The organism is Sphingobacterium anhuiense (assembly GCF_042686355.1).
In the GTDB taxonomy this organism is placed as follows: Bacteria; Bacteroidota; Bacteroidia; order Sphingobacteriales; family Sphingobacteriaceae; genus Sphingobacterium; species Sphingobacterium anhuiense.
Map to the genome: position 1 here is coordinate 129,483 of NZ_JBHUPE010000004.1, position 22,340 is coordinate 151,822.

Sequence of the window (22,340 nt, forward strand, 5' to 3'; positions counted from 1 at the left end):
CATAAAAGGAACATTTTTATGGATTTTGGGTTATTATAGAGGAAGCAGGCTATAAAAATTGTATATGAAGAATTTATTTAATGAAAAACATCGCTTGGGTTTAGGTGGCGTGGCTATAGGAACTGGTTTTGAAGTATTATCAGATAAGCAGTCATATGATATATTGCAAAAGGCATGGGATCTGGGTATTCGATACTATGATACGTCTCCCTGGTATGGCCTAACAAAAAGTGAAGCGCGATTTGGAGAGTTTTTAAAAGATCAAGATAGGTCTGACTATATCCTCTCTTCAAAAATAGGTCGATTATTTGATCCAGTGATACCCGAAGCTGTTCCGCCTACCATGTGGAAGGCACCCTTTCCTTTTGATTTCGAACATGACTATACAGCAGATGGAACTAAGCGTTCTATTGACGATAGCTTACTGCGGATGGGCGTTGATCATCTGGATATTGTATTTGTACATGATTTGTCCGAAGATCAGGTTGGTGACCGCTATGACTATTACTTTAAACAAGCAGCAGATGGCGCATTTAAAGTATTATCCGACTACCGTGACCAAGGTATAATAAAAGGCTGGGGACTTGGTGTCAATAAAATTGAACCTATTTTGGACTGTCTCGCAGTAGCGGACCCTGATATCTGTCTGTCTGCCACTCAATATTCAATATTAGAACATGAAGATGCTGTCGACCGCCTTCTACCTGCTGTGCAAAAAAGGGGAGTAAAGCTTGTTTCTGGTGCTGGATATAATTCAGGATTTATTGCTGGGAGGAACCGATATAATTACAAATCTTTTATACCAAAAGGCATGGTTGAAAAACGTGAGCGTATCGCACAAATAGGAGCTTCTCATGGCGTAGGAATTATCCCTATTGCCCTTCAATTTGTGCTTGCAAGTGAGGATTTCGTTTCAATCATACCTGGTGCTAGTACTACAGATCAAGTACGATCCAATGTTGAGGCATTGAATATCGTAATTCCCCCTCAACTTTGGGAGGAATTAAAAAATGAAGGTTTAATTTATAACAATGCTCCTGTGCCACAAATTTAGTGTTACAGAGATACTGTGTTACAGATAAATGATAAAAAATGATTTCTAGGCGTTTAACAAAGTGATCAGGACTATGGAAAATAAAAAAAAAGGATTTATAAGTAAATACATAAACATATTTAAATCGACAGTATCGGGATTTATGAATGAAGATTGTCTTAAATACAGTGCCTCACTTTCGTATTACACTATATTTTCAATCGGTCCGATTCTCGTGCTTATGATTTCCCTTGCAGGGATCTTTTTTGGAGAGGATGCGATTCAAGGGAAAGTGTTTTCAGAAATGAGAGGTTTGGTTGGTCCAAGCGCCGCGAGACAAATTCAGGAAGTGATCAGCAATCTGAAACTGTCAGGTAAATCAAATTTTGCATTGATTGCTAGTATCATCACCTTGGTAATTGGAGCTACGACTGTATTTGGAGATATTCAAAATTCCATTAATAGGATATGGCATGTTCGGGCAAAACCAAAACGAGGCTGGCTCAAGTTGATTACGGATCGATTGCTATCTTCCTCTCTGGTTGTTGGACTTGGATTTTTATTAATGGTCACATTGGTTGTCAATGGTATCATTCTAGCTTTTACAGATCGATTGCAGGTGTATTTCCCTGATATAACAGTTTTCTTTATGAATGCAGTTAATTTTGCATTAAGCTTTGGAATTATATTTATTTTATTCGGAATCATATTCAGAACATTGCCTGATGTTAAGATCGAATGGAAGACTGTACGCACGGGAGCTCTTTTTACAGCCTTATTATTTATTATCGGTAGGTATGCCATTGGATTATATTTAGAATCTTCCGGAACTGAGTCAACCTATGGTGCTGCAGGTGCACTTGTATTAGTATTATTATGGGTATACTATACTGCTGCCATCTTGTATTTTGGTGCTGTCTACACACGTGAAAATGCCATTGCAAACGGTATACCGATTAAACCTGCTGACTATGCGGTTTATGTAGAAGAAAAGGAGCGTGAGCGTGTGGTGGAAGAAATTCCCGCTAAACCCGCTGATCAAGGGGTGTCTTAATATAATATTGTTAGATGATTATCAGTTTTTTATGTTGTTATTTTGATTTTCATGAATAGGAGGTGTATGTATTTTTTGATAATACTATTTCGAAAAGGTTAAGATTAATGATAAGTTTGTTGTTATCAATGCTATTTTCTTTTCGATCTGCGGTAAAGATATCTGGCAGTTGAATTACTTTTCAATTAATAAATATAAATGATGATAAAGACATCTTTAATGGTATGTGTTATGATGATGGGAATTTCTGTATCGGCACAGCGGAAGGGTTATCTTCCGCAGGGAGAAAATCAAGAAAGATATAAAGAAATCAGTGGACGGTACGGGAGTAATGACGGCATCTGTCTTTTTGAAGATGGTACTTTTATGCTTTATGGCTATGCTACAGCAGTTTTTGGGCATTATGGTTTTGAAAAGGACTACTTACTTTTTTATACGGATAAACAAGATCTATTTGAGATCTATGCCCACCAAGATCCATCTCTAGGCGCGGGAACGAAAATGGCTTTTGTAGGTTTTGAAGATGGAAATACCTATGTCAAGTTTGATAAAGACAGTGTAAAGCAAGTGTTTAATGACGATGCGAACTGCTTTAGTAGCCCATTTGTATATGAAAAAAATACTTTTCCGAGAAGTATTAGTTTATATGCCGCAGAAAATAGTGAGGACGATTCTCTAGCTTTATGGAATTATCAGAATGATAAAGGCTTTAATAATTTTGTGCTCGTACACAATAAAGCCCGACGGGAATATGAAGATTTTTCCGGAGCGTTATATAAGAATGAAGATAATCAATTGGTGATCCAGCTTTCTAATTATGGAGGGGAAGACGGTTATAAGAAACAGGAAAGTGATCATGAATGGAACGATATCATGATGATGAAAAATGAATATCTTACATCGTTTAAATCACGCGATTTTATGCTTGTTAATAAGCATTATGGCACTTTTGAAAGGGATCTTTCTACCTATCGTCTGGACAAATCTACTAACCAGTATATGCGGCAGGATGACCCGGATAATGATGCCTATTATGAAGATAATGTGTATCAGGATGATCGTATCTTGAGTCAGTTTCTTAAACAGAATCTTGTGGATAGGGTTATGAAGGGACGAGAAGAATTAGTATTTTCCGATTCAACTATCTTCTTCAGTAGCTGTACTGAGATCGAAAAGTCATATCGTTATAAAGGAAAAGTATTGAAGAAGGTCGATGATGAAGAGCTTAAGGAGGTTGTGGCACCTCTTATCATGACATTGCCGGTCGAACAAACTGATACAGGGAATGAGAAAAATAGTAAAAAGATCCATAAATAATATAAACCTTCATAGACGATGTAATCCTTCTCTTTGTCCTAGATAGATCAATGTGTACATGGAATCATTTCTTTTTAATTGAGGCTATGCGCTAAAAATTCAGGTTGTTGCTTATATACTTTGATACCATACATTGATGATATTTTGAAGTCAATTGATAATGAGTAAAAAAAATAATTCTATCAGTATTTCGAAAAAAAAGTTTGGAAAGAATAATAGTGCCATGGCATTAATTTTTGTCATTATGTTTTCTCTTCTAGGAATCATTGGCATTTTAATAGATTGGAAAAGTGGACTTTCCGGACTTGCTTTAGTAACTGTACTATATCTTGTTCATAGCTTCGTCAAGTTCAACTATTTTCTCTACTTTATTGGCTTGTCCTTTGTTGCTATATATCTGTTGAGTGAATGGCAGGATATTGAATTTTTACAGATCGTCCTTTCTTCGATTTTTCTAACTTTTTTATTTTTCATAAAATCGAGTTATCAAACTTATAAGGCACTTGATAGTTTTGAAATTTTCTATCTGGATAGCAGAGAGCTACATTGTTTATCAACGGAGAATGATGCAGATTATAAAGGCTATGCACTAGATCCTAGAAGTTATTTAAAGAAGTATGCTGCAGAAAAAATTAGCGCTATCTCTTTCAAAAGAAAAGATATGACCATTGCAATAGATGATCTATTGATACGACCTAGAGCGCTAACAACAATTGATCTAGAACAGATTTACGATTTTGTAAAAATTAATTATCCAAATCTTTTAAATAGAGACGAGTTTATTAAACAAAATCTAAGTAAAGAAAATCAATATTACATTCATAAGATTTATGTTTTTAGTCCTATCCTCGTTTTGGCACTTGTTATCTATTTTTTCGGAAATAATGGTAAAGATCATATCCTAACGCTTTGCTGTTTAATACTAATGGTTATTCTGCCAGTTGTCATTAGTAAATATTTAGCAAGAGTATGAAGTGTACTTTTTATTATTAATATTTTCATAGCTAAATCATATACTAGTTTTTTCGTTTAAAATAATCGAACACGGATTGTAAGATCTCTTAAGCGAATTGTAAACCCATCACAATATTGTCGATGTTTAAGGTATTTTTGTAATAGTAACAATTGAACATCATCGAGATTGCTAATGGTGTCATTTTCAAATTATATAAATGAACTATTTATTATTATTTTTCTTTACGATTTTATCTGCCTGTACCAATAATACGATACAAAAGCAGGACATGCGAAAATCTAAAATAGTGCAATTGCCAGGACATTATAATGTGCAGGATAATGCATGGGAAAACAGCGATCCCAATTATGATGCTTATTCTTCATTTGGAGAAGATCTTTATGCCACATTCAGTAAGTTGGATAAAGATGGAAATAGTTTGGGTCTGGGTCTTATTGATAAGAGTGGGAAAGTTATTATACAGCCTATTTACAGCAGTGTAACGATGCGCATTAGGACGGAAAATGATTTTTTCGTCGTTAGTGATTCCCTCAATAATTATGGTATAGTCAATAGCGAGGGGGTTGAAATTGTAAAGCCTCAATTTGATGATATCTATTTTGGGAATAATGCGGCCGATTCGATGGATACAAAATTTGGATTGATAAAAGTCAGTAAAAATGATAAGAAGGGCTACATCAATGCCACTGGTCGAATTATTGTTCCGGTAAAATATGATGATTTATTTATGATGGGGAAGAATGGCTTCATCATGTTTCAAGTTTTGATTCCTATAGGTAATGGTAACAATACTGCTAAATGGGGAATTATGGATTTTGATCAAAAAATAATTAGCCCACCTCGTTTTTCTTATCCAAGTCGTTTTGAAAATGGTAGCGTAACACTTGTATCAGAAGGTATAGAATATGATGTCAATGAAAATGGAATAATTAAAAAAAAATAATGAACACCTTTTTTTAAGCCTTATTATGTATAATAATAACGCTGCGAAAATCTGTTTATTAAAGCTATTGAAAAATGAAAGATTTTTTTAAAAATAAAATAACGATCTTTTTTACGTTAAGTGCATTATCGATTTTGATCGGAATTTTAATTGCGATTGTATTAGCTACGGGGGTTTCTGCTCCAGATAAGTTAGCCGCGATGTACATTTTTTTTGGACTGATTCCTGTTTTGCTCATCATTGTGATTGACAGAATCTGTGTTTGGAAATTTGGAACAAGAAAAGTAAATAAAATTCAGCTTTATATCCTGATCTGTTTTATTGGTCTGTTTGTAATCAATTGGATAAGACTACGATTGGAGGTGTAAAAACCTAAGTAATATAAATAATTAAAACATAAGATAAATTTAAATGAAAAGTAAGAAAACCAAAATGATTCTTTTAGGAACAGTAGCTGTATTAATCGTATTGCTTATTGCTAGTAATTTTATATATATCACGCCAAATGAAACATTGCTCTATAAAGCGCAGCAATATGTAACCTATTCAAAAGCTGATTGGGAAAATTATGAAGAAAATAAAAGAATATTAGCAAATAATCCAACAGACGGTAATATTCAAACTGAGGTAGCTGCGGTAGTTTCTCCTGATGATATTTACTCGTTAGATACGAGCCGTGTGGCACCTGAAGTTGTTGCAAGTGAACTTGAAAAGATTAAAAAAGCAAATTTTGATCGTCTTGTTGAAGCTAAAATTAGACCTGATCATGAAGATGCACAGGCTGCGTTGATCCGCCATACTGATGGCCGATTAACGGACGTCATTATTAATCAAAAGATCAATATAAAAGTTGGTAAGTGTTACGATAACCCAAATACAGATGGCAATTACAATTGTGTAAGCTGTATGATTTTGTTATATAATAGAGATAAGAAAGATTGGCAGGAAGCACCTGATGGAGATAATTTTCTTAAGCCCGCGTATGATTTTTATCAGCCGTCAAAAGGCGATATTTGGGAAGCTAAAGATCTGACGATGCGTATTCCATTTGATTATGATCTGTACAAAAAGTTTGAAGGTAAAGAATAAATTTTTGAGCTCAATAATTGGAATGTAGTGCCATGATAGTCATGGCACTACGTGTCGTGATTGTCCACTTCATTTGGATTTGGCGGAAGCGGATTCGTGTCTTTTTTTGGTGGTGTACCGGTATTGCTTTTCACTTTGTTCTGAGATAAATCATTAGATTTCTCTTTGGGAATTTTTGCTATTGTTTTTAGAGCTTTATTTTTCATATAAACAAATCATTGTGGTAGTTTCATTATGAAGATAGTCTTTTATTGCTGTGAAATATGTTCGTAATGTTGTTTTGCTGAACAGTGTCATTGAAACAAATTGTTGAAGTTTTCGATGCTGTGCATAGCTCATTCAGTAACTGAAATTGTTTCTTTCCTACATTTGCCCAAGACATTTGTTTTCCATATTCTAAAGCATTGTTTCTGTAATAGTGCATTTTCTCAGGTTGATCTAAAAGATCATTGACAACTGACGAAAGTGCATGTGCGTCATTAAAAGGAAAGAATAACCCACGGTCATCTGCTAAGAGGTCTTTAGCATACCAATATGGAGTCGAAATACAGGCCGCTCCAGCGCCCAGTGCAAATGACAGTGTTCCACTGCTGATTTGGTTTTCATTTGGGTAAGGAGTGACATAAATATCGCAAGCGCTTAAATATTCCTTTAATAGTTTTTCGGATGCAAATTGATTGACAAATTGCACTTTATGACCAATATTAAGGGCCATCACCATATCCATCAAATCATGCCTGTACGCGTCACCTTCATGCTTTAAAACATTTGGATGTGTTGAACCTAATATGATATAAACGAAGTCGTCATCCTCAATTTCAGAAACTGCCTGAATCGCTGTTTCAAAACCTTTACTTTTACCTAAAAAGCCGAAACTGAGCATGACTTTTTTATTTTGAAATCCTAATTTTCTCTTCGCCATCTCTTGGTCGCAATCGAAGTTTGGAACACCGTGTGGTATTAGACTTACCTGATTACGATCAATTTGATATATTGTCTCTAGCATATTGATGGCACGACTCGTCATAACCGTGATTTTACTGCTATACTGCGCTAGTTCACGGAGGATACGGTATTCATTATGATGGGGATGTTCCAGCACGGTATGTAAGTTGGTAAGAACGGGTACATTTAAGTGTTGAAGTAAGTCAATAATGTAGCTCCCTGTTTCTCCGCCAAATATTCCGTACTCGTGTTGGATGATACAGGCATCAAATGCATTGTTGATGACATCGGCCGCCTGAATATAACTATCTAAATTTTCTTTCTCTATGATATAAGTTACTTCTTCAGGAAACACATATTCCGAACCATCAGATACCGCAAATATGTGATGATCATTCGCTAAAGATCGTGGCAGGGAGTGATATAGATCATGTGAAAACGTTGCAATTCCGCACTGCCTAGGTGGGTAAGTTCCAATAATAGCTATTTTCATTTTTTAGTATAAATTAAATCCACAAGAATTATTGAATGATATGGAATATTTCTGTACATTCTTCTTGTATTAAGAACAGGGTAAACGCTGTTAAGTTCAATTCGAATCGAATCCGGTGATGTAAACAGGCATTTATTCTTATAAACAGGTATAAATTACTGTTATCACCGAGGTTGTCTCTTTATTTGTCAGTAACTCATAGAATTATCGTTTAAATAATTCCTTTTTATTGTTCATAATTGGAAAATATCGCTTTTTGCAAAGTAATATTTTTGGACCAATATAGTTTGCTTTGTGTCTAGGTGTCATTATTAAAAAATAAAATACTATTTTTAAACTTTATCATTCGAATACCTGTGTTTACACGATTGTTGTTTACAGACGAATTGAACTAAACTGCTATGATTTTAATTGTTGACGATCAAGAAGCGAATATTTATTCACTTAAGAAATTACTCGAATCTCAAAATTTTTCAGTTGATACTGCGCTATCTGGAGAAGAGGCACTAAAAAAGGTTTTAAAGAATAATTATGCATTGATTATCTTGGATGTTCAGATGCCGGGAATTGATGGTTTTGAAGTTGCAGAAACGTTATCTGGTTTTAATAAAACTAAGGATGTTCCGATTATTTTTTTATCTGCTGTCAATAAGGATAAAAAGTTTATTACTAAAGGTTATGCATCAGGTGGTATAGATTATGTTACCAAGCCTATTGATCCAGATATTTTAATGCTGAAAGTGAAAACATTTTCTCGTTTATATGAGCAGACAGTGGCTTTGAATGATATGCAGCAGATACTACGATTGGAAATTGAAGAGCGAAAAAAAGCGCAGCAGGAGTTAAAAGAACAAGTTGAAAATTTGCATTCGACATTAGAGTCACTGCCACAGCTGGCTTTTACGGCAAATGGAGATGGTGAAATAGAATTTGTGAACAGTAAATGGCTATCCTATGCAACATCAAATAAATTTCCTGCAACGCATGCTGATGATCCGGATATACATGTATCTTGGGCAGAAGCATTAATTGCTGAAACACCAATAGAACTTGAAGTACGTATTAAAGAATTAAAAGCAGAGCTGTTCAGATTTCATTTATTACGAATCATTCCCATTAAAGAAAAGAATAATCAGGTTAAGTGGGTCGGTACCTTTACGGATATTGATGATCAAAAACAGATGGAAAAGAAAAAGGATGAGTTTTTAAGTATAGCCAGTCATGAATTGAAAACCCCATTAACAAGTATTAAGGCATATGCCCAGTTATTGGAGCGAACAATTAATACTGCTAAAGACGTCACAGCAGTCAAATATATCAATAGGGTACAAAGCCAGGTCACCAAACTTAGCGGACTTATTACAGATTTGTTGGACATCTCAAAAATTGAAAACGGGAAATTGAAGATTACAAAAAAGAATTTTGATTTTGAAAACTTACTAACAAATGCTATTGATATTATTTATCAAACCCATGAAAATAATACCGTTACTATTGAGAGGGAAGGTGATCGAATAGAAGAGCTCTTTTTAGGTGATGAAGTTCGTATCGAACAGGTTTTGATCAATTATTTGACAAATGCCATTAAATATGCGCCAAATACTGATCGGATCATTGTACGTACAGAAAAAGAGGATGATCAATTAATCGTTAGTGTTAAGGACTATGGAATCGGTATTCCTGAACATAAGCAAAAGAATATATTTGGTAAATTTTATCGGGTAGAAGAATCATCTGTGCGATTTCAGGGACTTGGTATAGGCCTTTATATCTGTTCGGAGATTATTAAACAACATAATGGTACTGTAGGTATCCAAAGTGAATTGGGTCAGGGATCTACTTTTTATTTTACTCTACCTTTAAATTAGTAAGAAAATGTCTAAACCATTTTTAAGAAATTTACAGATTGGCTTTGGTTTTTCCTTGGTTCTGTTATTGGCAAGTTCTACTGCATCTTATATAAGTATTAAAGAGCAGATCAATAACCGTACAAAAGTTGATCATAGTCGGCGCGTTATTGCATCAGCAAATAAAATCTTAAATGATTTGCAAAATGCCGAGACCGGTCAGCGGGGGTTCCATCTTACCGGAAAGGAAACTTTTTTAGAACCGTATATTAATAGTCAAAAATCTTTACCTCAAGCACTAATCTTGACAAGGGAACTTGTGACTGATAATCCTAAACAAAGTCAAGTAGCGGATAGTCTATCCTCTTTAGTAAACTCAAGGCTTGGGATTTTAGCTAATCTCATTACAATAAAAAGACAGGGGGGAGACGTCTCTTTAGCACAATTGGAAGAGGGTAAGCAATACATGGATAGTTGCCGTGCTATTATTGCCAGGTTTATTGATGCTGAAGAGGTTCTACTCAATAGAAGATCTGATGAACTTAATAAATCGTCGTTCTATACCTCAATTTTTGTCGTTATTGCGGCTATTGTTTCGCTATTGATCACCATAGTTTTTTATCTACGTATTCGGGAAGATTTTATCAAGCGAGAAGAGTTACAGAAATCACTGAAAGATAAAGATGAAGAAATTAGCCGTAGGCTAAAAATTACGCAAAGGATTGCAAATAAGATTGCAGGAGGAGACTATACCGTGAATGTGAATGATACGGAGCAAGATGATCTAGGGATTCTCGGCGGTTCGTTGAATCAGATGGCTGATGCTTTAAAACGATCATTTGATGACCTAAATAACAATGAATGGCGACAAACAGGGTTAGCTCAACTTAATGAAACTCTTGTTGGAAATAAAACAGAACAAATCTTAATATCAGATGCTTTAGATCAACTTATCACCTACGGTAATTGTACCAATGGTGCATTTTACCTGTGGGAGCAAAATCGTATAGTACTTAAAAATGCATATGGTTTAGAAGACCGTATGGTAAAATATTTTACTCCGGGAGAAGGTATGATTGGTCAGGTTTTTAAGGAAGGAAAGGTTAAACGGTTTGAAAATCTATCGAACAGTGATTATGTCGTGAGTTTTGCCAGTGGTCAGATTCGTATCGATCATGTGCTCTTATTACCTGTTTTTGCGGATTATAATTGTATTGGTGTTATTGAATTGGGATCTATCAATCCTGTTGAAAATGTAAAATTACCTTATTTCATAGAAGCAACCCGAAATATCGGGATTGCAATAGCTGCGGCTAAAAGCCGTGATCAAGTACAGCAACTTCTTGAAGAAACGCAAACGCAAACGGAAGAATTACAAGCACAACATGCTGAATTGGAGAATTTAAATACTGAACTTGAAGCGCAGACTCAAAAATTACAATCTTCGGAGGAAGAATTGCGGGTGCAACAGGAAGAATTAGTACAGTCGAATCACGAATTAGAAGAACGGTCCAAATCTCTTGAAGAAAAAAACCATCTTATCGCCGAGCGTAATTTAGAGATACAGCGCAAAGCTGAAGAACTGGCACTGAGCACAAAATATAAATCGGAATTTTTGGCGAATATGTCGCATGAACTTAGAACACCGCTTAATTCTATCCTTCTCTTATCCAGGTTGATGTCAGAGGACACTGATGGTAATTTGAATGATGATCAAATTGAATCAGCAAAAGTTATTCAGAGTTCAGGAACAAGTTTATTAAGTTTAATAGATGAAATCCTAGATCTTTCTAAGATCGAATCTGGTAAAATGGAACTGGATTATCAAGATGTAAAATTACACGATATAACGCATGATTTGCAGAATCTGTTTTTACCATTAATCAAGGAAAAATCGCTTTCTTTTGATATATCTATTGATTCGAATATTTCTCATACGATAGAGACAGATCGTTTAAGACTGGATCAGGTTTTAAGAAATCTGTTATCAAATGCGGTTAAATTTACATCTGAGGGTAAGATTAGTTTATCAATTTCTGAAGATAAAAACCATCCGGAGAATTTGATTTTTGAGGTTAAGGATACTGGAATTGGTATAGCTGAAGACAAGCAGAGAATTATCTTTGAAGCATTTCAGCAAGCTGATGGTTCAACACGGAGAAAATTTGGCGGTACTGGATTAGGACTGTCTATCAGCCGGGAGATAGCCCGCCTCCTTGGTGGTAAGATTTTATTGACTAGTAAAGAGGGCGAGGGTAGTGTCTTTAAATTAATTATTCCGAAAAGGAAAACTGCTGACATAATAAAACCGACGTCTGAGCGATTGATCGATATCATTGCTTCCGATATAGATGAAATGAAGAGTATTGTTGGTGAATCAGTTTCCCCAAATGTCGTTTATACTATTCCTGAAGAGGTCGAAGATGATCGCGATCATATTGTAAAAGGAGATAAAGTTATTCTTATTGTGGAGGATGATACTGCATTTGCGAAGGCTTTGCTCAAGTATACACATAAACAGAACTATAAAGGGGTAGTTGTGGTCAGAGGAGATATTGCGGCAGAATTTGCTGCTCGCTATTTGCCCTTAGCTATTTTGCTAGATATTCAGTTGCCTATAAAAGATGGCTGGCAGGTTATGGATGAAATAAAAAGCAATCCACTTACTAGGCACATACCTGTTCACATCATGTCTTCGCTTCAGGTCAAAAGAGAGAGTCTACTCAAAGGTGCAATAGATTTTATTAATAAGCCGGTTGCCGTTGAGCAGATCGGGGTTATGTTTAAAAAAATAGAGGATGCGCTAACGCGTTACCCGCGAAAGGTTCTGATTGTTGAAGAGAATCCAAAGCATGCTTCAGCACTTTCTTATTTTTTGAGCAATTTTAATATTACTGCTGAAATTAAGACAAATGTTGATGAAAGTGTTCAGGCATTAAGTTCGGATGGCGCAAATTGTGTAATTCTAGACATGGGGGTGCCCGATAAGATTGGTTATGAAACTTTAGAAGCAATCAAAAATAATAAGGGTTTGGAAAATCTTCCTATTATTATTTTTACAGGAAAAAATCTGTCACATGCGGAGGAGGTCAAAATTAAACAATATGCAGATTCCATTGTTATTAAAACTGCCCATTCTTATCAGAGAATTTTAGATGAGGTAGGACTTTTTCTTCACCTAGTTGAAGAAAATACTGCTGACGTACAGAAAAGAAAAGTGAATAAGTTGGGTTCTTTGAGTGAGGTATTAACAGGAAAGAAGGTTTTGATCGCAGATGATGATGTAAGGAACATATTTTCATTGTCAAAAGCATTAGAAAAGTATCAAATGAATGTTATATCAGCTACAAATGGGAAGGAAGCTTTGGTACAGCTTGAAAATAATCCCGATGTATCTATCGTTCTGATGGACATGATGATGCCAGAAATGGATGGTTATGAGACGATCAGGCTAATGCGAAATAATCCGAAATATTCAAAACTGCCTATTATGGCTGTTACTGCAAAAGCAATGACTGGTGATCGGGAAAAGTGTATTGTAGCAGGTGCATCTGACTATATATCTAAGCCAGTTGACACCGATCAACTGCTATCTCTACTCCGCGTATGGTTATATGATAATTAAGAGCATAAAATAGGTGATGAAGAAAGCTAAGTTAGTATTGATTATCGATGATGATAATCGCAACATCTTCGCATTGCGATTGGCTTTAAAGTCGCGAGGATATCAATCACTTTCCTGTAACAGTGCCCAAGAAGGGTTGGAGTTATTGGATAAGAATAGCGACATTGAGATTGTTTTAATGGATATGATGATGCCCGATATGGATGGTTATGAGGCTATTCAGGTGATTGGGGCATCCAAGACTTATGGTCATATTCCAGTAATTGCTGTAACAGCTCAAGCCATGCAGGGAGACCGTGAGAAATGTTTGGAGGCGGGGGCTCGTGCTTATGTGCCAAAACCAATAGATTTAGATCTCTTAATCCGTATAATTGAACAGAATAGTTAGATGTGGGAACCTAGTATTATAAAAAATGAGGATATCGAGCTACTTTTGACAGATGTGGCAGAACGGTATGGTTATGATTTTACGCAATATAGTAAAGCTTCATTGAAAAGACGGTTAAATCGACTGTGTCTTATCGATAAATTTACAAGCTTTGCAGAACTGAGATATCGGGTAATAAGTGATCCCGAATACCTGCAACGTTTTGTTGAGGAAATTACCGTCAACGTCACCGAAATGTTTCGTGATCCAAATTTTTATAAGGCTTTACGCGAAGATGTTTTTCCCCGATTAGGTACCTATCCTTTTATACGGATTTGGGTAGCGGGGTGTTCTACTGGAGAGGAAGCCTATTCAATTGCAATTTTGCTCAAGGAGGCTAATTTGTATCATAAATCATTGATTTATGCGACAGATATTAATCCAGGAGTCTTAGAGCGGGCGAGCAGTGGGATGTTTCCCATCAGTCAAATGCAACAATATTCGGAGAATTATATACAGTCTGGAGGTTTAGAGGATTTTTCTAAATATTATGCCGCTAATTATGATTCTGTAAAGTTTAACGGTGATTTAAAAGATAAAATCATCTTTTCAACACACAATCTAGTATCGGATACCTCTTTCAATGCATTTCAGCTAATTCTTTGCCGGAATGTGCTGATTTATTTTGACAAGGATTTACAGAATAGTGTTTTTGATTTATTTGATGAAAGCTTAGATACGCTAGGATATCTGGCATTGGGGTCTAAGGAAACTATTCGTTTTTCTAATTTGGAGAAAAAATATAAACAAATTAACGATGAACGAATCTGGAGGAAAACACGTTCATCATAATTTTCGTTTTAAATGAGTAATTCAATATTCGTAATCGGAGGTTCAGCAGGAAGTATTAAAGTATTACTAGAGGTATTGCCTCAACTTGATATGGGTTTATCATTTCCTATTGTTATCATTTTGCACCGTAAATCTTATCCTGGATCTGTACTCAATAAATTATTAGCCAATAGCAGTAAATTGCCGGTTATGGAGGTGGAGGATAAGATGACTATTTTGCCAGGGAGTATTTATATCGTTCCACCTGACTATCATATGCTGTTTGAAAATCAAACTCAGGTATCCTTAGACTTTTCAGAAAAATTAAATTTTTCACGTCCTTCTATTGATATTACATTTCGATCAGCTGCAGAAACCTTTAAGGAACATGCGGTTGCAGTGCTATTATCGGGAGCAAACGCTGATGGCGTAAATGGATTGAAAGAAATTAAAAAATATGGTGGAACTATTTTGGTGCAAGATCCAGAGACAGCAGAAATAGATTATATGCCTAAGCAAGCTCTATTGGCTATGGAGGTAGACCAGGTATTAAAACCGACCGAAATTGCGTCTTATATCAATCAATTGCGTATTTGACGCAACTAATCTTGCATTAGTTTTTTATTATATTAGCGCCTTATTAACGTTTTCCCATACTTTGATTTACGATGAAAGATAAGACTATATTGCTCTTTGATGATGATGTGAACATCTTGGAAGTTTGCACCATTATTTTAGAAAATTATGGATATCAGGTGGCGACATCTGAGACATCACATGATATTATTGAAAAAGTAACGGCTGTTAAACCTGATGTTATTTTAATGGATAACTGGATTCCTGAGATTGGTGGCATCAAAGCTACTCAACTTGTAAAACAGCATCCAGATTTCAATCATATTCCTGTTATATATGTATCTGCTAATAATGATATTCAGCTCTTAGCAGAAGAAGCGGGTGCAGACAGTTATCTCGAGAAGCCATTTAACTTGGATGATCTTGAAAATGCTGTTAAATCTATGTTGAACTTATCGAAATCAGATTTAAATGTTTAGATGAATTGATTATTGTATATGCATTAAAAAAGGATCCTGAACAGGATCCTTTTTTAATTTAGTTCTATATTTTTATACTTCAATTATTATAGTTCATCAGCATTTATCTCCTGCAATTTGGAAAGCCCTAATTTAAATGTTAATTTATGATTGCGGAACAAGAAACTCCAGTACGTTTTCTCTTACTTCCAATATTGCAACATTCTTGAGCGGCAGTACCAGTTCGTCATCTATATGCATGTAGGTACTCTCACAATCAATGGTAAGCTGTTTAGCTTCAAATGTTTTATAGTCAAATGTAACTTCTTCTCCGTTTAATCTTTTCTTAATAAAAGCAGCGAAATCTGATCTTTGTGTCTCATCTACATATACGACATTGAAAAGACCATCATCTGTCACCGCTTCTGGTGATAATATTAAATTGGGGCCAACAGATTGGATGTTCATCACTTCCAGTAATAAACATTTACCTTCGTAGATTTTATCATCCGCTTTTATCCAATATTTTTCAGCTTTGGCAGTTTTAATAATTTCATGCAGGACTTCTAAAGCTAATTTTAACTCATCTTTGGCATTTTCAACTTTACTTTTATCAACCGATTCCATTTTCTGGATTAAGTGTGGAAAAACACCGTATCCTGCTCCCTCCAAGAAAAAATCTGTAGAATCTGCATTTTTAATGACACCTACATCAAAACGTTGCCGTTTCGTATTTTTCCAATTTTTAATATGATCTAGGTTTTTTTTAGTACTGTCAATACCCAATGCTATAGATAGGTTATTGGCAGTACCCATCGGTAATATGGTAATAGGGATCTTTTTCTCAAGAGAATTTCTTTTAACCAATTCCTTAGCGACTCCTCTTACGGTCCCATCGCCACCGGCTACTACGGCAAAATCTGCTTGATCTATTTGATGAATCCATTGATCTCCATTTTTTACCGAAAAGTATACACAAGCATAACCTTCTTGCTCAATTAACGCTATTAAATCAGATTTCAGATGATCCTCATCGCCTGCTCCGGGATTGTGTAATAAAATTGCTTGTTCCATAGATTTAATTTATATAACAACATTTGGCTTATCCATTTGTTGTTATTTATATAAAATATTTATTTGCAGAAACGATAGAGACTATGAGAATTTTAATTACAAATGACGACGGTATTTACAGTCCAGGAATTGCCGCGCTGGCCAAAGTGGCTAGGAAATTTGGCCAGGTGAAGTTAGTGGCACCAGATGTTGAGCAATCTTCCATGGGACATGCAGTCACGCATTCTAGACCGTTGAGTTATAAAAAATCTCCCATCATATTTGATGATGTGGAAGCTTATCGGGTAAACGGAACTCCAGCAGACTGTGTGGCTATGGGGACTCATCTATGGAACGATGTTGATGTGGTTCTATCTGGTATTAACATGGGGCCAAATCTAGGTAATTCGATGTGGCATTCAGGAACTTTGGCTGCTGCAAAGCAGGCCGTTTTGTTTGGTATTAAGGGCATTGCACTGAGTACACCCGTGGGAAAAACAGAACCTGATTTTGAAGCATTAGAACCTTTTGTAGAAAAAACATTAGCGCTTCTTTTAGAGGACAAAGAATTGGCTCTCTATAACGTTAATTTTCCAGAAAAGCCAAAAGATATCGTTTGGACGAGACAGTCTGTACGTCTATATGATGGTACAATAATACCAGGAACTGATCCATTGGGGCGTAAGCACTATTGGTTTACGGTATCTCCACTTGAACCAGCTGATGAAGGTACGGACAGATGGGCTGTGGAGAATGATATGGTGTCTATAACTCCACTGAGATTAGACTTGACTGATGAAGCAACGCTATTGAAAAAGCTAGGAGCAAATAGGTGATATTTATGATAAATTGCTATAATTCTATAAATGCTAATTTCAATTAAATATACAAATGAAAAATTTAAATATTGCTTTAATACTGATCATCAATGCTTTTTTCTTTTCGTCTTGTCGCGATCGGACAAAAGCTAGTTCCGATGTAATTAAGACTCAAGATACAGTTCATCAGCAACTGAAAGGACTTCCTCTTGATAATCTTCATCGAAGTAGAACTGGGGACTCAACTGTTGATGTTAATGACAGTAAATCAGGTCTTCCTCTCAATAATCTTGAGCGCGATGATGCTACAGATACCGTCGGTCATTTATAAGTTTAGGCTTAAAGGAACTTTGATTTATAGTATACCCAGTTTAATCAGCCTCATCTCTGAGGGTACGAATCTGATCGTGTGCCTTTTTTTGCTTTTCTGCATGATTTCGAATTATGGTGACAATAGCAATAGGAAGATCTGGAGCCTCTTTTAAAGCTCTTTCATATGCTTTTTTACTAGCGTCTTCACCGCGCTCACATTCTTCGAGAATCTGTTTACGATCATGACCGCTTAGTGTTGCTTTGAGATCTAACCAGAAGCGATGCAATTTACCAGAAATTCGTGGCGGTACTATTGGAGTTTCGCCATCGACTACGGTAAATGGAGCAAGTTCGGAGTTAAACAAGATGGTTTCTTGGATATAACCTTCGAATAGGGAGCGTAAGTCATTATCACGGTTCGATTTTAGGTTTTCTAAAGCTAGCGTGTAGCCTTCGATTCTGTCGTTGTTAATCTGAATCAAATCTATTAGAATTCCTGCAGCAACAGTATCTGTATACATAATTTATTTTTTAGAAATATAACTACTGTAGAAACAAACTGTTCCTGCAAAAAGTTTTTCGACACCATCTCCGCGAGTTTATGTTCTTTTCTAAAACAAAAATTCAAGTTGCTGTCATTTCATACATTAGAAAGTAAATATAAATCTTTAACAAAAAGGGTCTAATGAAAAAATAGACCCTTTATCTGTGCGTTCAGTTGTTTCTTATTTCCTTATTAACGATACAACACATTAAGAGAAATATATCAGTCTTAATAGTTTAATGATAATCCGAATCCCCACCCCATATCACTATCATAATGCGTACGTATACCCATATTTTTATTGATCACATACGTAAGGTCACCCATATATTCTAGATCTGTGTTAACCATAAAACCTCCTCTTAATCTGGGTGAAATAGGAATGTCTTCTCTCATCAATTGTAGGCGTACTATTCCGTCATGATAAACTTCAGCTTGAAAATTTACAAGCATCGGAAGTGTATACATAAATCCGGCACTGACAGCTCTTCTGACATCTTTTTTATTAACTTGGCCAAAGATGTTTTTTTCATGCTCATCTTCGCCCATTCTCCTATATCTCCAATCGAAACCTACAAATGGCATCAACCATTGCATTTTTCCGATGTACCGTCCAAGATGGGTCTCTACTTCATATCCATGCATATCATTGTAGCCTAATCGCCACTCTGTTCCTAATGACCATCTTGCATTTTGAATCATTGCACTACCGTCATTACCATTTGTTGCGAAATCATTCTGCGCCATGAAGTGGGCCATATTACTTTCTTTCTGTAAGGCTTTATAGGCCTTTTCTTTATTTGGAAGTAAGGGGTTTTTATAATCTCCAACTTCAAAAACCCTGTTCATACCCGCCATCATGTGGTATAAAATATGGCAATGAAAAAACCAGTCTCCCTCTTCGTTAGCTAAAAATTCAATGGTGTCGACTTCCATTGGCATGATATCAATAACATTTTTAAGAGGTGCATTTTCTTTTTTACCATTAAGTACTCTAAAATCAAACCCATGTAGATGTATTGGGTGCCTCATCATGGAGTTATTGTATAGTGTGATGCGTAATACTTCACCTTTCTTTACAGGAATTTTATCACTTTCAGCCAGCACTTTATTGTCCATACTCCAGACATATCTGTTCATATTTCCGGTTAGGGTAAATTTAAGATCTCTTACCGGTGCATCTTTTGGGAGTGTAGTATTATAAGGAGATTTGAGCATGGCATAATTTAGCGTTACAATATCTCCTATAGCATTGGCATTATATCGATCTTTATCCTCGGTCATTTTATGTGAACCATGTTGACTATGATCTTCTTTTTTTGTCTTATCACCAGATATTTCAGGATACATGACTACGTTCATATCCATTTGGTTTAGGCTCATTTTCATGCCCATATCATCCAGATCCCCGTTCATTTTCATCATGTCATTCATCATCTTCATTCCTTCAAAATATTTAAGTCTTGGCAGGGGAGATATGAGCTGTTTTTTTCCGTTTCCTACAAAGTAGCTTGTTGATTTTGTTCTATCTTCTGTCGTCGCCATGAATTCATACGAAATGCCTTCATTAGGGATTGTGAGTACTATATCGTAGGTTTCAGATACTGCAATCATTAATCGGTCTACTTGTACAGGCTCTACATCGTTACCATCATTTGCAACTACGGTTATTTTACCTCCTGCATAGCGAAGCCAAAAATAGGATGATGCACCACCATTTGATACGCGAAGGCGAACCTTATCTCCAGCTTTCAAAGTTTTACTCTCGATTTTTTGCAATTCTGAGAACTCGTTGCCATTCATTAAAACCTTGTCGTAATACACATCACTTACATCCATAGCCATCATACGTTTCCATTCATTTTTGACTTTAGTTTTAAAGTGACCTTCTTTGATAGCTTCGGTATACGATTGGGTTGCACCTTTTTTGATGGCGGCCCAATCATTTGCATTGTGCAACATGCGATGTATGTTATCCGGATTTAGGTCAGTCCATTCACTTAATATAATGGGTATAGTAGGTAAATCGTCAATTCCTTTTCTGAAAGTTTTATCATCGCTTCTTTTTTTCATGATGAAACTGCCGTACATGCCGATCTGCTCCTGTAAGCCGGAATGGGAGTGGTACCAGTGTGTACCATGTTGGATAATAGGAAAGCGATAGGTATATGTGGTATTGGGTTTTATCGGCTCTTGAGTAAGATAAGGTACTCCATCCTCTTTATTAGGCAAAAATATGCCGTGCCAGTGTAAGGATGTATTTTCTTTTAGCTCATTATGGACCACAATTTCAGCAGTATCACCCTCTGTAAATGTAAGGGTGGGCATAGGAATTTGTCCGTTAACCGAAATTGCCCGTTTTTCTTTCCCTGTAAAATTGACAATCGTATCTCGAACATACAGGTCATATTTGACAACTTTTTGTGCAAACGCAGTTGTTGCACAAATGAGCATAATCAATGTCTGTAATGCTTTTATAGATACATGCTTAGCTATATACATTGTTTATTTATTTTTTAGTGGAAGTTATTCCTAGTTTTAACCAGTGAATAAGTATTTTTGTTTTTTCTGCATTTAATAGTTACATATAGCGTATAGGAATATGATATACGGTGTCTATGTTATTTTAGAATTGTATTTATTAATTCAACGTTTCCACTGTGCTACCACAAGTCAACATATTAGAACCAAAGTATGGGTTTTTGATGGCACTATCTTTACTTAACCAATGTGCACCTTTTCCCGCGTTAAACATGGGACAGTGCTGATAGTAAATGGGACTTTCCAATTTAGATGTTTTTGCTAGATCATAAATTGTTTTGGAAACGTTTGCAAATAGTTCACGTTGTTTTGCAACCGATTTAGATTTGGAAATATTTTCGACATTAACAGTTAAGCCATTAACTCCTTTCATCCATACCTGATGCTCTTCTGAAGATAGTGTATTCATATCTACTGCTTTGACTGCAGCAAGGAATGCCGTTGCTCGGGTGGAGGTAGCCGTCGCGTCAGTCTGTATTAAAGCATCTTTAACTAAAAAATAGCTGTTAAGAACAGTCTGTATTTGATTTTTGTTTGTGGTAGCAGTATGCGTTGCATGATTTGACACCTCGTTGTGATCTTTCAACTGTACGGCATCAGTTTTTGTACCAGTCTTTAATTCTCTTGTATATTGACAACACTCGGGAAGTTTCATATATACATCTGCGGGAGCTAGAAAATCTTCGCTGTCATAACCTGCTAAGGCAATACGTTTTAAGATTTCTTCTCTACTTGTTTTTTGAGCATCATAATTTATTACTGCTTTCTTTGTATCCACATCCCATTCCACCTGAGCGAGATTTTTACTATTTCCTGCTTTTTCTATGGTTGCTTTGCACATGTCACATTCACCATATATATTGACGGTTTCAGTTTTGGTATTATTAATTTGGGCATACGTATTTATGGATGATAATAATACAGTGATTACTATCAATATTTTTGATATTGATTTCATGATTTTAATAATTAAAATAAATTAAAGCTTTCCAAAAGCTAACTCTAGCTTTTGATATGACGTACTTTGGGCATTAAGAGCCCTTTTTAACCTATTTTGGGAGGTAGCCAGATGCTTGAAAATTCTGAGTAATAATTATTTTGCTGAAATCCGAATTTTTGTTTGGCAACAAAAGAAAACTCTTTCAGATTTATATCAAATGGAATGGTTAAGAAAACAGAACAAGAAGAAGAGAGGCATCTGCACGTGACATGGTCGCACTTGCTATGGTTGCAGTCTCCGTGATCAGCTTTCTTAGAAGCATTTTCTGAACAGGAATTATTTGTTTTTGAATGTGTGGACTGATGTTCTTGTGCGGAGGAAGCCTGCTGTGTGTTGGTATGATCCATATCACAGGAATACCCCGTACTTGGCAGGAATAAAAAGCCAAGACAGAATAATAAGATTATACCAATATGAGTCTTCAAATTCTTCAATATGACAAATTTATAAATTAATTGTATTATTTAGTGATATAATGGTAATATTTATTTACTACAATCCTGAAGTACTCACTTTAG

At 35.7% G+C, this 22,340-nt stretch carries 22 protein-coding genes; 15 read left to right on the forward strand and 7 right to left on the reverse strand.

Going from position 1 to position 22,340, the window contains the following annotated elements:
* Positions 1–64 precede the first annotated feature (64 nt).
* The 7 genes from ACFS6I_RS06180 (at position 65) to ACFS6I_RS06210 (ending at position 6,412) form a co-directional block, all read left to right on the forward strand.
* A complete protein-coding gene (locus ACFS6I_RS06180) occupies positions 65–1,054 on the forward strand; it encodes an aldo/keto reductase (protein WP_380918881.1) in 990 nt (329 codons plus the stop codon).
* 73 nt (positions 1,055–1,127) lie between these two features.
* The gene (locus ACFS6I_RS06185) at positions 1,128–2,087 is read left to right on the forward strand and encodes a YihY/virulence factor BrkB family protein (protein ID WP_168126924.1); all 960 of its coding nucleotides are present in this window, start codon (positions 1,128–1,130) and stop codon (positions 2,085–2,087) included.
* A gap of 198 nt (positions 2,088–2,285) precedes the next feature.
* Positions 2,286–3,404 carry a hypothetical protein gene (locus tag ACFS6I_RS06190; protein ID WP_380918883.1) on the forward strand — a complete coding sequence of 373 codons (1,119 nt, stop codon included), beginning with the start codon at positions 2,286–2,288 and terminating at the stop codon, positions 3,402–3,404.
* A 160-nt stretch (positions 3,405–3,564) separates the two neighbouring features.
* Entirely contained in the window at positions 3,565–4,377 is an 813-nt protein-coding gene (locus tag ACFS6I_RS06195; protein ID WP_380918885.1) for a hypothetical protein, read from the forward strand.
* 199 nt (positions 4,378–4,576) lie between these two features.
* The gene (locus ACFS6I_RS06200; protein ID WP_380918887.1) at positions 4,577–5,323 is read left to right on the forward strand and encodes a WG repeat-containing protein; all 747 of its coding nucleotides are present in this window, start codon (positions 4,577–4,579) and stop codon (positions 5,321–5,323) included.
* A 74-nt stretch (positions 5,324–5,397) separates the two neighbouring features.
* The gene (locus ACFS6I_RS06205; protein WP_380918889.1) at positions 5,398–5,691 is read left to right on the forward strand and encodes a hypothetical protein; all 294 of its coding nucleotides are present in this window, start codon (positions 5,398–5,400) and stop codon (positions 5,689–5,691) included.
* 43 nt (positions 5,692–5,734) lie between these two features.
* A complete protein-coding gene (locus ACFS6I_RS06210) occupies positions 5,735–6,412 on the forward strand; it encodes a hypothetical protein (protein ID WP_380918890.1) in 678 nt (225 codons plus the stop codon).
* 47 nt (positions 6,413–6,459) lie between these two features.
* Here ACFS6I_RS06210 and ACFS6I_RS06215 read toward each other — a convergent pair whose 3' ends face one another.
* Both ACFS6I_RS06215 and ACFS6I_RS06220 read right to left on the reverse strand, forming a co-directional pair.
* Complete coding sequence (locus ACFS6I_RS06215; protein WP_165902415.1) at positions 6,460–6,618, reverse strand: hypothetical protein; 159 nt, start codon at positions 6,616–6,618, stop codon at positions 6,460–6,462.
* 26 nt (positions 6,619–6,644) lie between these two features.
* A complete protein-coding gene (locus ACFS6I_RS06220) occupies positions 6,645–7,850 on the reverse strand; it encodes a glycosyltransferase family 4 protein (RefSeq protein ID WP_380918892.1) in 1,206 nt (401 codons plus the stop codon).
* 401 nt (positions 7,851–8,251) lie between these two features.
* Between ACFS6I_RS06220 and ACFS6I_RS06225 the strand changes: the two genes are divergently transcribed.
* The 6 genes from ACFS6I_RS06225 (at position 8,252) to ACFS6I_RS06250 (ending at position 15,575) form a co-directional block, all read left to right on the forward strand.
* Positions 8,252–9,718 (forward strand): ATP-binding response regulator, encoded by a 1,467-nt coding sequence (locus ACFS6I_RS06225; protein ID WP_132842385.1) that lies wholly within the window; start codon positions 8,252–8,254, stop codon positions 9,716–9,718.
* 7 nt (positions 9,719–9,725) lie between these two features.
* On the forward strand, positions 9,726–13,322 hold the full coding sequence (locus tag ACFS6I_RS06230) for a response regulator (RefSeq protein ID WP_380918894.1): 3,597 nt from the start codon (positions 9,726–9,728) through the stop codon (positions 13,320–13,322).
* A gap of 16 nt (positions 13,323–13,338) precedes the next feature.
* The gene (locus ACFS6I_RS06235; RefSeq protein WP_183912197.1) at positions 13,339–13,710 is read left to right on the forward strand and encodes a response regulator; all 372 of its coding nucleotides are present in this window, start codon (positions 13,339–13,341) and stop codon (positions 13,708–13,710) included.
* A complete protein-coding gene (locus ACFS6I_RS06240; RefSeq protein WP_380918896.1) occupies positions 13,711–14,541 on the forward strand; it encodes a CheR family methyltransferase in 831 nt (276 codons plus the stop codon).
* A 12-nt stretch (positions 14,542–14,553) separates the two neighbouring features.
* A complete protein-coding gene (locus ACFS6I_RS06245; protein WP_346581223.1) occupies positions 14,554–15,117 on the forward strand; it encodes a chemotaxis protein CheB in 564 nt (187 codons plus the stop codon).
* Positions 15,118–15,188: 71 nt separating this feature from the next.
* Positions 15,189–15,575, forward strand: coding sequence for a response regulator (locus ACFS6I_RS06250; RefSeq protein WP_132842392.1), 387 nt, complete (start codon positions 15,189–15,191; stop codon positions 15,573–15,575).
* Between the two features lie 144 nt (positions 15,576–15,719).
* On the opposite strand, the gene ACFS6I_RS06255 is transcribed toward ACFS6I_RS06250, so the two are convergent.
* A complete protein-coding gene (locus tag ACFS6I_RS06255) occupies positions 15,720–16,628 on the reverse strand; it encodes a diacylglycerol/lipid kinase family protein (RefSeq protein WP_346581224.1) in 909 nt (302 codons plus the stop codon).
* Positions 16,629–16,711: 83 nt separating this feature from the next.
* Here ACFS6I_RS06255 and surE point away from each other — a divergent pair, with 83 nt between their 5' ends.
* Both surE and ACFS6I_RS06265 read left to right on the forward strand, forming a co-directional pair.
* Complete coding sequence (gene surE / locus ACFS6I_RS06260; RefSeq protein WP_183912201.1) at positions 16,712–17,443, forward strand: 5'/3'-nucleotidase SurE; 732 nt, start codon at positions 16,712–16,714, stop codon at positions 17,441–17,443.
* Between the two features lie 55 nt (positions 17,444–17,498).
* Positions 17,499–17,756, forward strand: coding sequence for a hypothetical protein (locus ACFS6I_RS06265; protein ID WP_183912203.1), 258 nt, complete (start codon positions 17,499–17,501; stop codon positions 17,754–17,756).
* Positions 17,757–17,796: 40 nt separating this feature from the next.
* Here the strand turns inward: ACFS6I_RS06265 and ACFS6I_RS06270 are convergent, their stop codons facing one another.
* The 4 genes from ACFS6I_RS06270 to ACFS6I_RS06285 form a co-directional block, all read right to left on the reverse strand.
* Complete coding sequence (locus ACFS6I_RS06270; protein WP_380918900.1) at positions 17,797–18,258, reverse strand: ferritin-like domain-containing protein; 462 nt, start codon at positions 18,256–18,258, stop codon at positions 17,797–17,799.
* A gap of 251 nt (positions 18,259–18,509) precedes the next feature.
* Entirely contained in the window at positions 18,510–20,783 is a 2,274-nt protein-coding gene (locus ACFS6I_RS06275; protein ID WP_380918902.1) for a multicopper oxidase family protein, read from the reverse strand.
* Positions 20,784–20,922: 139 nt separating this feature from the next.
* The gene (locus ACFS6I_RS06280; RefSeq protein ID WP_346581226.1) at positions 20,923–21,780 is read right to left on the reverse strand and encodes a DUF3347 domain-containing protein; all 858 of its coding nucleotides are present in this window, start codon (positions 21,778–21,780) and stop codon (positions 20,923–20,925) included.
* 86 nt (positions 21,781–21,866) lie between these two features.
* Positions 21,867–22,256, reverse strand: a complete 390-nt coding sequence (locus ACFS6I_RS06285) for a hypothetical protein (RefSeq protein WP_183912211.1) — start codon at positions 22,254–22,256, stop codon at positions 21,867–21,869.
* Positions 22,257–22,340 lie beyond the last annotated feature (84 nt).

Bases quoted from the DNA above. Each gene is read 5' to 3' on its own strand.
- ACFS6I_RS06180 (WP_380918881.1), top strand. From the start codon at position 65: ATGAAGAATTTATTTAATGAAAAACATCGCTTGGGTTTAGGTGGCGTG.
- ACFS6I_RS06185 (WP_168126924.1), top strand. From the start codon at position 1,128: ATGGAAAATAAAAAAAAAGGATTTATAAGTAAATACATAAACATATTT.
- ACFS6I_RS06190 (WP_380918883.1), top strand. From the start codon at position 2,286: ATGATGATAAAGACATCTTTAATGGTATGTGTTATGATGATGGGAATT.
- ACFS6I_RS06195 (WP_380918885.1), top strand. From the start codon at position 3,565: ATGAGTAAAAAAAATAATTCTATCAGTATTTCGAAAAAAAAGTTTGGA.
- ACFS6I_RS06200 (WP_380918887.1), top strand. From the start codon at position 4,577: ATGAACTATTTATTATTATTTTTCTTTACGATTTTATCTGCCTGTACC.
- ACFS6I_RS06205 (WP_380918889.1), top strand. From the start codon at position 5,398: ATGAAAGATTTTTTTAAAAATAAAATAACGATCTTTTTTACGTTAAGT.
- ACFS6I_RS06210 (WP_380918890.1), top strand. From the start codon at position 5,735: ATGAAAAGTAAGAAAACCAAAATGATTCTTTTAGGAACAGTAGCTGTA.
- ACFS6I_RS06215 (WP_165902415.1), bottom strand. From the start codon at position 6,618: ATGAAAAATAAAGCTCTAAAAACAATAGCAAAAATTCCCAAAGAGAAA.
- ACFS6I_RS06220 (WP_380918892.1), bottom strand. From the start codon at position 7,850: ATGAAAATAGCTATTATTGGAACTTACCCACCTAGGCAGTGCGGAATT.
- ACFS6I_RS06225 (WP_132842385.1), top strand. From the start codon at position 8,252: ATGATTTTAATTGTTGACGATCAAGAAGCGAATATTTATTCACTTAAG.
- ACFS6I_RS06230 (WP_380918894.1), top strand. From the start codon at position 9,726: ATGTCTAAACCATTTTTAAGAAATTTACAGATTGGCTTTGGTTTTTCC.
- ACFS6I_RS06235 (WP_183912197.1), top strand. From the start codon at position 13,339: ATGAAGAAAGCTAAGTTAGTATTGATTATCGATGATGATAATCGCAAC.
- ACFS6I_RS06240 (WP_380918896.1), top strand. From the start codon at position 13,711: ATGTGGGAACCTAGTATTATAAAAAATGAGGATATCGAGCTACTTTTG.
- ACFS6I_RS06245 (WP_346581223.1), top strand. From the start codon at position 14,554: ATGAGTAATTCAATATTCGTAATCGGAGGTTCAGCAGGAAGTATTAAA.
- ACFS6I_RS06250 (WP_132842392.1), top strand. From the start codon at position 15,189: ATGAAAGATAAGACTATATTGCTCTTTGATGATGATGTGAACATCTTG.
- ACFS6I_RS06255 (WP_346581224.1), bottom strand. From the start codon at position 16,628: ATGGAACAAGCAATTTTATTACACAATCCCGGAGCAGGCGATGAGGAT.
- surE (WP_183912201.1), top strand. From the start codon at position 16,712: ATGAGAATTTTAATTACAAATGACGACGGTATTTACAGTCCAGGAATT.
- ACFS6I_RS06265 (WP_183912203.1), top strand. From the start codon at position 17,499: ATGAAAAATTTAAATATTGCTTTAATACTGATCATCAATGCTTTTTTC.
- ACFS6I_RS06270 (WP_380918900.1), bottom strand. From the start codon at position 18,258: ATGTATACAGATACTGTTGCTGCAGGAATTCTAATAGATTTGATTCAG.
- ACFS6I_RS06275 (WP_380918902.1), bottom strand. From the start codon at position 20,783: ATGTATATAGCTAAGCATGTATCTATAAAAGCATTACAGACATTGATT.
- ACFS6I_RS06280 (WP_346581226.1), bottom strand. From the start codon at position 21,780: ATGAAATCAATATCAAAAATATTGATAGTAATCACTGTATTATTATCA.